Below are 12,622 nucleotides of genomic sequence, written 5' to 3' on the forward strand. Positions count from 1 at the left end.
ATTCACCGTCACATGTCAGCCGTTCGGACACGACGCCGCCGGGGCGGGTCAACGCGCGGTGGCGCGGGCGGCTCGCTCGATGACGTCCGCGACGAGGTGGGGGTGGGAGACGGCCACGGAGTGCGAGGCGGCCACCTCGATGGTGTGGGCATGGGCCCGTCCGGCCATGAAACGCTGGGCGACGGCCGGGATGTTGAGGTCCTCGGTGGTGACGATGTCCCAGCTGGGCTTGGTCTTCCAGGCGGCGACGGTGGCCTTCTCCTCCAGGGCGGCCTGGGCGATCGGGCGCTGCCCGGCGGCCATGAGGGCGGCCTGCCCCGCCGGCACGTCGGCGGCGAACTGGTGGCGGAACTCGTCCTGCCGGATGTACAGGTCGGTGGCGGTGGTGCCGTCGGCCTGCCGGTAGGTGACCGGGTCCAGGGCGTCGGGGAGTGTGGAGCCCGGGAACTTCTCGGTGAGTTCCAGTGCGGTCTCCCCGGGGGCCGGGACGAAGGCGGCGATGTAGACCAGCGCCTTGACGTCGGGGTCGCCGGCGGCGGCCTCGCTGATGACGTTGCCGCCGTAGGAGTGGCCGACGAGGACCTTGGGACCCTTGATGTGGTCGAGGACCGTACGCAGGGCGGCGGCGTCGGAGGCCGGGCCGCGCAGCGGGTTGGCGGCGGCGACGACGGGGTAGCCGTCGGCGCGCAGGCCGGCGATGACACCGTTCCAGCCGGAGGCGTCGGCGAAGGCGCCGTGTTCCAGGACGACGGTCGGCTTGACGCGCGGTCCGCCGGCGGCGGCCTCGGAGCCGGTCGCCCCGTCGGCGGACCCGCTCAGGGCGAACGCGCCGAGCGCGAGTCCCGCCGTGAGCGTGGAGACCGCACCCGTCACCACTCGCTTGCGCCCACCCTTGTTGCTCACCACGACAGACCTCTTTTCGGATGTTTTGGAAGTGGACGGACCGGCTGCGCCGGATTCATCGCCGCCCTGACTGGTGACGAAAGTGTCAGACTTGTTCGTCACCAGTCAAGGCGGTGACGAAGTGACCGGGGCTCACTACAGGTGGGAGGCGTCGACGACCGCCTGGGCGAAAACGGTGGGCGCCTCCTGCGGCAGGTTGTGGCCGATGTCCGCGATGGTGCGGTGCTCGTAGGGGCCGGTGAAGTGGGTGCGGTAGGCGGAGCCGTTCCCGGGCGGGGTGAAGGGGTCCAGGGCCGGGTCCAGGGTGATGGTGGGGACGCCGATGGAGGGCTGGGCGGAGAGCCGCCGCTCGTAACGGTCGTAGCGGGGCTCGCCGTCGACGAGGCCGATGCGCCAGCGGTAGTTGAACAGGACGATGGCGGCGTAGTCCGGGTTGAGGAACGCCTGGGCGGTGCGCTGGTAGGTGGCGTCGTCGAAGTTCCAGTTGGGGGAGACGAGGGTCCACACATAGCGGCACAGGGCGAGACGCTCGTCGGGATCCTCCATCGCCTTCTTGCCGCGCTCGGTGGCGAAGTACCACTGGTACCACCAGTTGTGCTCGACGGCGGGAGCGGCCGGTTCCAGCTGCGCCTTGCGGTCGGTGATGACGTAACCGCCGGTGGAGACCAGCGCCTTGACGCGCTCGGGCCACAGGGCGGCGATGATGTCGGCGGTGCGCGAGCCCCAGTCGAAGCCGGCCAGAACCGCTTCGCGGATCTCGAGCGCGTCCATCAGGGCGATGACGTCGAGGGCGATCGCGGACTGCTCGGCGGTGCGGGGCGTACGGCTGGACAGGAAGCGCGTGGTGCCGTGGCCGCGCAGGTAGGGGACGATGACGCGGTAGCCCAGACCGGCGAGGAGCCGGGCGACGTCGGCGTAGCTGTGGATGTCGTAGGGCCAGCCGTGCAGGCAGATGACGACCGGGCCGTGGTGGGGTCCGAGCTCGGCGTAACCCACGTCCAGGACGCCCGCCTTGACGTGCTTCAGCGCGGGGAAGGTGGCGTGGGTGCCAGGGGCGATGGTGGGGACGGTGGGAGCCACCCCGCCTCCTGGCCGCCGCGGGGCGGTTGTGGCGGACGCCTGGCTCTGTGCACCCGTCAGTGCCACGGCGGCCGCGCCGGTGCCCAGGCTGACGGCCTTGCTGAAAGTGCGCCTTTTGATCATTTGAAGTCCTCCGTCGTGCGTGTCCGGTGACCCATCCGTGCCGGGAAGCCTCGTCGCGCACCTCGGCGGCACGGGGTCGCTGCTCCTTGCGGCGCGATGACCCTTGCATGCGATGCGTCACCAGTCAAGCGGGTGACGCTCGGGTCGGTCGCTCACACTCTCGCCCGCGACGGATCCGGGCGCATCAGTCACATGACGGTGCGATCCGTCGACGGCGCCGGGCGGGTGACGTGCCGCAGGGGTCGCCCGGTGTCCGGCTGAGGGTCCGCAGCCGACGGGACCGGGTGACGCGTGTGCCCTCGCGGTGACTGCGCCATGCCTCGCACCCTCCCAGTCGAGGGCCTCGGTCATTCGACTGGAGCGACTTCACCGCTGTCAGGAGGAACGCGGGCCTGCCGTCACGCTAGCGAGTCGATTGACAAACTAACTGCTACATTCGAGTGACATTTGGGTGGGAGTCCGGGCCACCCCTGAACGCGCGCCAGACGGAAGAGGGAAAGCGCATGATCACCTACGACCGGCTCTACATCGGAGGTCGCTGGGTCGAGCCGAGCGACCCGCGGTTGCTCGACATCGTCTCGCCGCACGACCAGTCGGTGATCGCCCGCGCCGCCCAGGCGCGGCCCGCGGACATCGACCGCGCGGTCGCCGCCGCCCGGAAGTCCTTCGATGAAGGCGTGTGGCGGCTGACCCCGCCGGCCGAGCGGATCGCCGTCCTGCGCCGGTTCAACGCCCTGCGCGAGGAGAACGCGGAGAAGATCGCGGAGCTGATCTCCATGGAGAACGGCTCGGCGGGCTGGTTCACCCGCGCCGGGCAGCCCGGCCTGACCCGCCAGGCCAACGCCTACCTGAAGGCGGCGGAGGAGTTCGCGTGGGAGGAGACACTGGCCCCCTCCGACCCGGCCTCCCCGGTGCGCAGCGTGGTACGCCGGGAGGCGATCGGCGTCGTGGCCGCCGTCATCCCGTGGAACTCGCCCTTCTCGTCGGCCACCTCCAAGATCATCCCGGCCTTGGTCGCCGGGAACTCCGTGATCCTCAAGGTGTCTCCGGAGAATTCGCCGAGCATGGGCTTCCTCGCCGGGCTGGTGGAGCAGGTGGGCCTGCCCGAGGGCGTGCTCAGCGTGCTGCCCGCGGACCGGGAGACCAGCGAGTACCTCGTGTCCCACAAGGACGTCGACAAGATCGCCTTCACCGGCTCGACACGCGCCGGTCGCCGCATCGCCTCGATCGCGGGCGAGCAGCTGAAGCGGGTGAGCTTGGAGCTGGGAGGCAAGTCCGCGGCCGTCATCCTGCCGGACGCGGACCTCGGCAAGGCGGTCGCGGGCCTGAAGTTCGGCTCCCTCCTCAACAACGGCGAGTCGTGTATCGCGCAGACCCGCGTCCTGGCCCCCCGCAGCCGGTACGAAGAGGTCGTGACCGCGCTGAGGGAGCTGGTGGAATCGCTGAAGGTCGGTGACCCCGGCGACCCCGAGACCTTCATCGGCCCGATGATCCGCCCGGACCAGCAGGAGCGCGTGCGCGACTACATCCGGCTCGGCATCGAGGAAGGTGCCCGCCTGGTCACCGGCGGGCCGCAGATCCCCGAGGGCCTGGAGAAGGGCAACTACGTCACGCCCACCGTCTTCGCCGACGTCGACAACTCCATGCGGATCGCGCGGGAGGAGATCTTCGGCCCCGTCCTGGTCGTCATCGCCTACGACGACGAGGACGACGCGGTGCGCATCGCCAACGACTCCGAGTACGGCCTCTCCGGCGGTGTCTGGTCCGCCGACGAGGAGCGCGCCCTGGCCGTGGCCCGCCGCGTCCGCACCGGCACCGTCACCGTCAACGGCGCCTCCGTCGCCTTCGACGGGCCGTTCGGCGGCTTCAAGGCCAGCGGAATCGGCCGCGAGTACGGCGCTGTCGGTATCGGCGCCTACACCGAGTACAAGACCATCACCGTCTGACCCCCGGGAGCCGAACCGCCGTCGGCGGCAGGCGGCCTGTCCACCTGCTGCCGACGGCGGCCTCTCCGGGCCTGGGCTCCCGGGCCGGCGGAGTCGGAACATCACTGTGTACGAGATGTACCGTGCCCTTCGGCCTGTGGTGGTGCTCCGCACAGGTGTGAACGGAACACACGTGTCTGTTACGCCGGTACCACCCGGTAGCTGAGCGCCGCCCACGGAAGGTCGGACTGCGCCAGCGAGCCGCTGCCCCAGGCGTGGCCGGTGCAGCCGGCCTCGGAGTAGATCACCACGGAGCTGGAGCCGGAGACGACCTGGATCGACAGGGACGGCTCCGACAGGGTGTGACACGTGCCGAAGTCGTCGAGGTCGACCGTCGTCACCGTGCCGGTCCCGTTGCTGCCCGCATACAGGTGACCGCCCTCCTGGAGCGGAGGCCAGCCGGCGGCCCCGGCGGCCCCGGCGCCGAGGCCGATCAGGGCCGCGGCCGTGGTGACGGCAACGGCTGCGCTACGGATTTTCGTCCTGGGGAGAAACATGTGACCCAACCTTTCGTCTGCGTGCCGCCGCGAATGCGCGTCGGCACGAGGGGTTCGGCAAATGATCGCCGCAGATCATTGCACATTGAAGCATGTGTCGAGCAGGGGCAATCCGGCCACACCGGTGCAACGTGTCATCAGGGTGTGTGTGGTGGCGAGGGTGCGTCACCTACTTGACAGGTGACGCACAGGGGTTCAGGCTGAAGCCGTACCCGGGATGACAGGGGACGCCATCCACGAACGAGGAAGTGGACCATGGCCATGAACGAGGAACTCACCGGCGAAACGGCCGCCGCGGCGGCCCGGCACGCGCGCTACGGCAGACTGCCGGAGCGCATCCGCTTCGAGGAGATGACCGAGGGGGTGGAGGCCGGTCCGAGCGACGGGACGCGCGCCTCCTACGACCCGGCCGGCACCTGGAAGTACTACTCGTGCCTGGCCCTCGACCTGGGCCTGTAGCGCGAAAACGGCACGCGCGCCGGCGACCGCCGTGCCGCCGCCCATGTCCGCGCGGACTCTCCGGTCCGTGGGCTGCCTGGACGGCGACATCGCGTCCGGCGGCGTCCGGCGGTGTGCCAAGGCTCGGCCCTGTCGCCTCTGGAGACCTTGGTCTCATCGCGCGGCTCACCGGCGTTGCGCCCGGTCGCCCGCCCGGACCAGCCCGGGCCCTCGGCCGACGTCATGGTTCTCTCGTAGTCGGTGTCACCCCGGCCAAGGGCGCCTCCTCGGGCCGCCGGCTCCGGTCTCGGTGGTCCAGCAGGGCCAGCAGCGGGGCCGTCATCACCGTGGTCACCAGGGCGACGATCACGAGGACGCCGAAGAGCGCGGGGGACGCGATGCCCGCGGACAGGCCCACGTTGATGGCGATGAGCTGCATCAGACCTCGTGCGTTCATCAGCGTGCCGACGCGGACGGCGACGGCCTGCGGCTCGCCCAGCAGCCGCGCCGTGGCCCAGCAGGCACCGAACTTGCTGATGATCGCCACCGCGACACAGACCCCCGTGAACAACAGCAGCTTGCCGTCGGACAGCAGGGTGAAGTCCGTGTTGAGGCCGGAATAGGCGAAGAACAGGGGCAGGAACACGATCCGGCTCACCGGCGCGACGGCCTCCACCGCGCGGGTCACCACCGGGTCACGGGGAAAGACGACACCGAGGCTGAAGGCGCCGAACACGGCGTACAGGCCGATGCGGTCGGTGTACCACGCGGCGAGGAACAGCAGCAGAACGGTGACCAGCAGCATCTGTTCCGCGGTCAGGCGCCGGGCCCGTTCGAGTGCGCTGGGCCGCACGCGGAGGAAGATCCCGAGGAACACGGCGAGCCCGGCCGTGCCGATGATCGCGCGCAGGAAGGTCCCCGCACCGCCGCCCGCCATGCTGAGCACCCCGGCCAGCAGGACCCACGCGACGGCGTCGTCCAGCGCGCCGGCGGCCAGGGAGACCGCACCGAAGCGGGTCTTCGTCAGGCCCCGCTCGGTGATGATCCGGGCCATCATCGGAAAGGCGGTGATGGCCACGGTGACACCGACGAACAGGGCGCCCACCGAGGGGGAGATGCCGTCCGGGTAGAGGTCCACCGCGTCGTGCGCCGCCCAGGCCAGCGCGGTGCCCAGGAGCAGCGGCACGACGATGCCGGCCGCCGAGACGGGAACCGCCGTACGGCCCACCGACCGCAGCCGGTCGGTGCGGAACTCGTAGCCGGACAGGAACATGAAGACGACGAGGCCGACCTGCCCCGCCACGTACAGCACGGGACGGATCTCGTCCGGGAACACGGCCTCCTCCAGACCGGGCGAGAGGAGGCCGAGCACGGAGGGACCGAGGGCCACGCCGGCGACCATCTCGCCGACGACGGGTGGCTGGCCGAGCGGGCGCAGCAGCCGGCTGACGAGACGGCACGCGGTGAGGATGACGGCCACGGCGAGGAAGAACGCCGGGCCCATCTCGGTGGTCGACAACGGTGACTCCCTAATGAGGAGACGTATGGGGGGTGTTGCCGCCGTCAGGCACCGCGGCCGGTGTACGGGCAGGCGGCAGCGGCCTGTTCGGGCCCCGCCGCGTGGCCGGGTGGGGAGTGAGCGCCGTCCAGCGGACGGCCCTCGGTGTCGTGCCGGGCGAAGTACGTCGCGGCGGGCCTGGCGCGGCGGGCGTCGAGCACCATCCAGGTGCCGAAGAGCAGTTGCAGCAGGCTGCGTCCGACGTCCTCGGCGCGGTCGCGGACGGTCAGCGCGGTGCGCAGTACGTGGCGCAGACGGTCCGGGACCGGCCGGCCTCGGGGAAGGAGCAGACACGGAGCGCGGTGCGGGATGGAGCGGGTGTGGCCGACGGGGGAGTCGAGCACGTACCGGGCCAGCACCTCGCGGGTCGCGGCACGCATGACGACCGGTGCGAGACGCCAGGCGGGGCAGGGCCGGTTGGCGGCGACACCGAAGGGGATGTGGTGGGCGTTCTTCGCGGAGAGCGTCGCCCAGCGTTCGGGGTCGAAGCGTTCGGGGTCGGCGTAGCCGGTGGCGTGGTAGTCGGGGTAGCTGAAGGTCAGGACGGAGCCCGCCGGGATCGTGGGCAGGCCGTCCAGGGTGATGTCCGCGGTGGTGATCCGGTGGGCCACTCCGAACAGCGGGTAGAGACGGAAGGTCTCGTTCATGACCTGGGTCAGGTAGCGGTCGTCGTCGGGGGCGGCCGCCACCCGCTCCTGCACGTCCGGGTGCTGGGCCAGGGCCAGCAGGAGGTGGGCCATCGCCTCGGACATCTGCACGACGGCGGTGTTGAAGAAGGTGCCCTGGAGGTAGTGGGCCTGCTGCCGGCGGGTCAGTCCGGCGGGCAGCGCGTGCGGTACGTCCCCGGCCGCCAGGCGGCGCAGCAGGTAGCGGGTGAGCCGGTTCCTGCGGCGCATGCGACGTGGACGGGTGCATTTGAGGGCGTTGACGACGTCCTCGGCGTGGGCGACGATCAGCTGCCGGGCCTCGGCCGGGCAGGGCTCCTCGAAGACCAGCCCGTAGAAGAACTCGGCCCACACCGGCATCATCAGATCGCGCAGCCGTACGGCGCGCACGCGTCCCGTGTCCGCCGCGTCCAGGACCTGCCGGGTGTGCCGTGCGGCGGCTTCGTACAGCTCCGCCGACGGTCCGGACAGGAGCGCGAGCGTCCGGCGGGCGACCTCGTCGTAGCGGGGTCCGGCCTCCAGGTGCTCCTGGTGGACGTCGGCGCCGGGCGCCAGCCAGTACCAGAACAAGTCGGACAGTGCCGCGCCCTTGCTGCGGCCCCCGGCCGACGGGTGGCCGTAGACCTCCTGGAAACGGTCGGGGCCGAACGTGTCATTGGGCAGGAGCATGCCTTCGTCGCCGTTGACGCGGGCGAAGACCTTCGTACGGAGGGCGACGACCTTGCCGGGCAGCCAGGACGGGGACGACAGCAGCAGCGCTCCGCCCGCCGCCAGCGCCGCCGCCGTTCTCCTGCTCACCATGGGCGCTCTCCCCGCCGGGGCCGGTACGCAAGGCCGCGAGGGACCCCCTGCCCGGCCGTGGGACCGTACGGCGGGTACGGCAGCCCGCGCGCGACCACCTGATCGGCCGTCAGGTCCTGCGGCCGGGTCCCGCCGCACAGGGCGAGCACCTGCTCGAAGTCCTCGCGCAACGCCGTCAGCGCCTCCCGTACGCCGTCCTCGCCGCCCGTGGCCAGGGCCCACAGCACGGGCCGGCCCACACCGACGGCCGTGGCTCCGAGGGCGAGGGCCAGGGCGATGTCGGTGCCCCGGCGCACTCCTCCGTCCAGCAGGACGGGCACCCGACCGGCGACGGCCTCGGCCACGGCCGGGAGCGCCTCGACCGATGCCGGAGCGGCGTCGAGCTGCCGCCCCCCGTGATTGGACACGACCAGCGCGTCCACGCCCCGGTCGACGGCCACACGCGCGTCCTCGGGGTGCAGCACGCCCTTGAGGACGAGGGGCAGGCCGGTCAGCTCGCGCAGCCGCGCCAGGTCGTCCCAGCCGGCCGGCCACATCGCGATGTCGCGGGTGGTGCCGGGTGGCACACCGGGCAGGTCCCGCATGTTCTCGGCCGCGAGACCGGGCGGCAGGTCGTGGAAACCGTTGCGCAAGTCCCGGGTGCGCCTGCCGAAGACGGGTGAGTCGACGGTGACGACCAGGGCGGAGCAGCCCGCCCGTTCGGCCCGGAGCACCAGCTCGGCGGTGACCTCGGGCTCCGGCTGCAGATACAGCTGGAACCAGACCACGGCCCCCGGGTCCGCCTCGCGGGCCGCGGCGACGACATCCGCGACGGCGGTGGTGGCCGCCATGCCGGTGACCAGCGGAACGCCGGCCGCGGCGGCGGCGCGTGCGGTGGCCGGTTCGCCGTCGGAGTGGGCGAGGCGGTGGAAGGCGGTGGGCGAGACGAAGAGCGGCGCCGGCCAGTCCCGGCCCAGCACGCTCACCCGGGTGTCCCGGTCGCCACCGCCGCGCAGCACCCGGGGGAGCAGGGCCAGCCGGCCGAAGGCGTCCTCGTTCTCCCTGAGCGCCGTCTCCTCGCCCGCGCCGCCGGCGAAGTAGTCGTAGTGCTCGGGACGGAGTTTCGCCCGTGCCGACCCGGCCGGATCGTGCGGCGGGCCGGCCTGCGAGCCGGTCATGCCCGGGGCGCGGCGATGTCCTCGCCAGCCGGGAGGTCGTCCCCGGCGGGCAGCCGGGACGCGAGGAAGGAGCGCAGCGGCCCGACATGGACGTCGGGGTTGTCCCACTCGTTCTCCAGGTTCTCCGTGATGTGGTGCTCGGCGACCGGCTTGCCGGTGCCGTCGGGCAGGAACTGCCGTACCACGGGGTGCAGGTAGCGTGCGTCGAGGCCGCTGGTGTCCTGCTGGGGCGTCCTGCTGACGGTGATGTCGAAGGGATCGACCTGGTCGTGGTCGGCGCCGTACTCCAGCGTGACGGTGAAGTAGGAGGCCGGCTCGCCGAACTCGCCCCGGGCGGCGGCATGATGCAGGTGTGCCACCGGGACCTCCTCGCAGTGGCGGACCGTCCCGTCGGTGCCGACCAGCAGCGCGTCACCGAGGAAGCCGAACAGCTGCCACAGGGCCGAGGTCCGGTTGACCCGCTCGATGACCGCGTCGGTCACGGGGCCCGCGGCGGCGGGCAGGACGGTGTGCGGCCAGTCCCGGTCGTGGTAGCGGCGTTCGAGGATGCGGTGCAGCGCCTTCACGCCGTACCGGAACCCGTGGATGAATCCGCTGGTCGACTTCTTGAAGTCCAGGGACTGGGTGATGGTGCCGGCGAAATACAGGTCGGGCACGTTCACGGATTCCCAGGCGTCGGTGAGCTGCGGGAAGCGGTCCTTGATGACGAGGTCGGGACGGCAGTCGTCGTCGAAGATCGAGGCGTCGAAGCGGAATCCGGTGGCCAGAATGACCCGGTCGTACGGGATGTCCTTCACGACTTCCGCGACGCGCGAGAATTTAACGCTCACGACATAGGTGCCGTCGGGCTTCCGTGCTATACGGAGAATGTCACCGTCCAGTACGGCGTTCTGGGACTTGAGCTGATAGGTGTCCAGGAAGTTGTTGTTCACGGCCCGCAGGTGCCCGACGAAATGCGTCCGCCAGGCGAGCTTGAGCGATCCGGGTCCGGCTACGTGGATGACGGCCGCGGTCTCGATGAGATGGTCGGCGGTCTCGAAGGCGGAATTGCCCCGCCCGATGATCAGTACCCGCTTGTCGGTGAATTCTGCGGGGTCGACGGACACCTGGTCGTAGTGCTCCGCTTCCGCGGCGCCCTCGATGGGCGGCACGTACGGCCGCGAGACACCGGTGGCCACGATGACGCGCCGGGCCCGGACAACGTTGCCATTCTCGTCGGTCGCCACGAACAGGCCGCCGTCGGGCCGGGAGATGCGGGTGATACGGGTGTTGAGGCGGATCCGCAACTCGTGTGCCCGGGCGAAGTCCACGAGGTAGCGGACCATGTCGTCGGCCGGGGGGAAGTAGCGCGGGGAGTAAGCGGTGAACAGCGGACCCTCATCCGAGAGCAAGGAGTTCCAGTCGACGCGCAGACGCAACTCGGGATCGCTCCAACCGGTGTGCACCTTATTGGAGGAAATAAGGGTCCGGTGTCTGGGAAAACGGGTGAAGAAAGCGCCAGGAGTGTCGCTCTCATCCACGATGAGGTAATCTCTGCCGCTTTTTTGGAGGAAGTACCCGGCCTGGAGCCCCGCGGGGCCGCCGCCGATGACGAGATAGTCAACCTGCCCTGAATCAGACATGGCCTTCTCCTGCCTTCTGTGGGGGCGGGAAAGACGGTACTTGACGGTTAAAGCACGGAGCCACCCCCCGTGACATGTGATCTAGGTCACATGGTGCTGGAGGTGGCGCATTTCCTCCTTCGGTTAACGTGAAGGCGTGAGAGGCGGGCCGGAGTGCCGAGCGTGCCTCCCGTGGTCGTTTTCCAGTCATTCACACTGCCTTTACGTCGGTTACCGGCCCAGAGTGGAGACGAAGTGGACGAAAAGCCCGGGGAAGTCTTTCCGCAAGCGCTCATCGACGCCTTCCGCGACGCTCCCGGCCTGCCCGCTTTCGAGTACCGGGGGCGCGCGGTCACCAGGGGGCAGGTGCTCGTGCTGGTCGCCGGGTTCGTGCGAGGCCTGCGCGGTGCGGGCCTGACCGCAGGATCCCGCGTGGCCCTCGACGCCGGTGTCACGCCCGAGGCGTTCGCCGTCCGCGTCGCCGCCCATGTCGTCGGCTGTCAGGTGGTGGCGCTGCGCCCCGGGCTGACCCGCGAGCACCTGCGCGACATCCTCGCCCGCGCAGTCAGCGCCGTGGTGACGGACGACCTCGCGAGCCGGCCGGCGCTGGCCGCCGAAGCGGGCGGGATACCCCTGCTGGACACCGGCGGCCTGTTACGGCCCCCGGCACCCGTCACGCCCGGCCCCGAGGACCTCACCGCCCGGGGCGACCGCGACGGCATCGGCGTCATCCACCTCACCAGCGGCAGCACCGGCCGGCCCAAGGGCACGATGGTGACCTACGGTGCCCTGTCGGAGGACTGGGCCCTGCAACCCGGCCGTTGGACCGACCGCACCCGGCGCCTCGCGGCCCGGTACGCGCGCTTCCTGCTCTTCGGCACGCTCAGCAGCGCCGTCATGTTCGAACACGTGTGTCTGTCGCTGCTGGGCGGAGGCACCGCCGTCATCCCGGACCAGCCCCCGCGGTTCCCCGAGGTCTTCGCCGAGCACCGCGTCAGCGCCTGCATGACGACGGTGCCGCGCCTGTACGGCATCCTCGACGCCGTCCGCGACAGGGCCGTCGACACCGGCAGCCTGCGCGCCCTCGTCGTGGCGGGCTCCCCACTCGCCCCGCACCGGCTGACCGAGGCGGCCGCGCTGCTCGGACCGGTGGTCCACCACGCCTACGGCCAGACGGAGACGGGCATGCTGACCGTCCTCGAACCCGAGGAACTCACAGCCGATCCCGGCCTCGCCGACAGCGTCGGGCGCCCACTCGACACCGTCGAGATGACCGTCCGGGATCCCAGCGGTCGAGACCTCCCCGCGGGCCGGACGGGCGAGGTGTGGGTCCGGCTGGCGGACGCGTTCTGCGGCTACTGGGAGGACCCCCGGGAGACCGCGGACGTCCTGCGGGACGGCTGGATCCGCACCCGGGATCTCGGCCGGCTCGACGCGCGGGGGTACCTGCGGCTGACCGGGCGCACGCGCGACATCGTCATCGTCAACGCCGTCGTCCACTACGCGGGCCCCATAGAGCGGGCCCTGGCCTCCCACCCGGACATCGACCAGGCATACGTCGTCGGAGTCCCGGACGACCGCACCGGCGAGGCGATCCACGCCTTCGTGGTCCCGCACCCCGGAGCCGCACCGGCCGCGGACGCCCTGCGCGAGCTGGTGGCCCGGGAACTGGGGGAGGCCGCCGTCCCGGCCCGTGTCGTCACCATCACCGAGGTGCCCGTGGCGCCGAGCGGCAAACCGGACAAGGCGGCACTGCGCACCTTGCCGGAGCTTCCCTGACCGGACACGGCTCACCTGGACGTGCCCCGGCGGCC

At 71.2% G+C, this 12,622-nt stretch carries 10 protein-coding genes; 3 read left to right on the forward strand and 7 right to left on the reverse strand.

Features of this window, described 5'->3' with window-relative positions; translation table 11 throughout:
• Positions 1-48: 48 nt before the first annotated feature.
• Both IE251_RS03585 and IE251_RS03590 read right to left on the reverse strand, forming a co-directional pair.
• Complete coding sequence (locus IE251_RS03585) at positions 49-906, reverse strand: alpha/beta fold hydrolase (protein ID WP_189751439.1); 858 nt, start codon at positions 904-906, stop codon at positions 49-51.
• 132 nt (positions 907-1,038) lie between these two features.
• A complete protein-coding gene (locus IE251_RS03590) occupies positions 1,039-2,106 on the reverse strand; it encodes an alpha/beta fold hydrolase (protein ID WP_189751440.1) in 1,068 nt (355 codons plus the stop codon).
• Between the two features lie 503 nt (positions 2,107-2,609).
• On the opposite strand from IE251_RS03590, the gene IE251_RS03595 reads away from it, so the two are divergent.
• On the forward strand, positions 2,610-4,052 hold the full coding sequence (locus IE251_RS03595) for an aldehyde dehydrogenase (protein WP_189751441.1): 1,443 nt from the start codon (positions 2,610-2,612) through the stop codon (positions 4,050-4,052).
• A gap of 179 nt (positions 4,053-4,231) precedes the next feature.
• Here the strand turns inward: IE251_RS03595 and IE251_RS03600 are convergent, their stop codons facing one another.
• Complete coding sequence (locus IE251_RS03600; protein WP_189751442.1) at positions 4,232-4,588, reverse strand: hypothetical protein; 357 nt, start codon at positions 4,586-4,588, stop codon at positions 4,232-4,234.
• A gap of 261 nt (positions 4,589-4,849) precedes the next feature.
• Here IE251_RS03600 and IE251_RS03605 point away from each other — a divergent pair, with 261 nt between their 5' ends.
• Complete coding sequence (locus tag IE251_RS03605) at positions 4,850-5,047, forward strand: hypothetical protein (protein ID WP_189751712.1); 198 nt, start codon at positions 4,850-4,852, stop codon at positions 5,045-5,047.
• Between the two features lie 220 nt (positions 5,048-5,267).
• Here the strand turns inward: IE251_RS03605 and IE251_RS03610 are convergent, their stop codons facing one another.
• Genes IE251_RS03610 through IE251_RS03625 form a run of 4 tightly spaced genes read right to left on the reverse strand, consistent with a single transcriptional unit; the run spans position 5,268 to position 10,829 of the window.
• Entirely contained in the window at positions 5,268-6,545 is a 1,278-nt protein-coding gene (locus IE251_RS03610; protein WP_189751443.1) for a cation:proton antiporter, read from the reverse strand.
• A gap of 44 nt (positions 6,546-6,589) precedes the next feature.
• Positions 6,590-8,050, reverse strand: a complete 1,461-nt coding sequence (locus IE251_RS03615; RefSeq protein ID WP_189751444.1) for a cytochrome P450 — start codon at positions 8,048-8,050, stop codon at positions 6,590-6,592.
• On the reverse strand, positions 8,044-9,207 hold the full coding sequence (locus IE251_RS03620) for an alpha-hydroxy acid oxidase (RefSeq protein WP_189751445.1): 1,164 nt from the start codon (positions 9,205-9,207) through the stop codon (positions 8,044-8,046). Before IE251_RS03620 ends, IE251_RS03615 begins: the two co-directional genes overlap by 7 nt.
• Positions 9,204-10,829: an NAD(P)-binding domain-containing protein gene (locus IE251_RS03625; RefSeq protein ID WP_189751446.1), complete on the reverse strand. Its 1,626-nt coding sequence runs from the start codon at positions 10,827-10,829 to the stop codon at positions 9,204-9,206. Before IE251_RS03625 ends, IE251_RS03620 begins: the two co-directional genes overlap by 4 nt.
• A 234-nt stretch (positions 10,830-11,063) precedes the next feature.
• Between IE251_RS03625 and IE251_RS03630 the strand changes: the two genes are divergently transcribed.
• Positions 11,064-12,587 (forward strand): class I adenylate-forming enzyme family protein, encoded by a 1,524-nt coding sequence (locus IE251_RS03630; RefSeq protein WP_229896565.1) that lies wholly within the window; start codon positions 11,064-11,066, stop codon positions 12,585-12,587.
• Positions 12,588-12,622: the final 35 nt, after the last annotated feature.

Source organism: Streptomyces eurythermus (assembly GCF_014649115.1).
In the GTDB taxonomy this organism is placed as follows: Bacteria; Actinomycetota; Actinomycetes; order Streptomycetales; family Streptomycetaceae; genus Streptomyces; species Streptomyces eurythermus.

Coding starts and splice junctions, on each gene's coding strand:
- IE251_RS03590 (WP_189751440.1), bottom strand. CDS start 2,106: ATGATCAAAAGGCGCACTTTCAGCAAGGCCGTCAGCCTGGGCACCGGC.
- IE251_RS03595 (WP_189751441.1), top strand. CDS start 2,610: ATGATCACCTACGACCGGCTCTACATCGGAGGTCGCTGGGTCGAGCCG.
- IE251_RS03600 (WP_189751442.1), bottom strand. CDS start 4,588: ATGTTTCTCCCCAGGACGAAAATCCGTAGCGCAGCCGTTGCCGTCACC.
- IE251_RS03605 (WP_189751712.1), top strand. CDS start 4,850: ATGAACGAGGAACTCACCGGCGAAACGGCCGCCGCGGCGGCCCGGCAC.
- IE251_RS03615 (WP_189751444.1), bottom strand. CDS start 8,050: ATGGTGAGCAGGAGAACGGCGGCGGCGCTGGCGGCGGGCGGAGCGCTG.
- IE251_RS03620 (WP_189751445.1), bottom strand. CDS start 9,207: ATGACCGGCTCGCAGGCCGGCCCGCCGCACGATCCGGCCGGGTCGGCA.
- IE251_RS03625 (WP_189751446.1), bottom strand. CDS start 10,829: ATGTCTGATTCAGGGCAGGTTGACTATCTCGTCATCGGCGGCGGCCCC.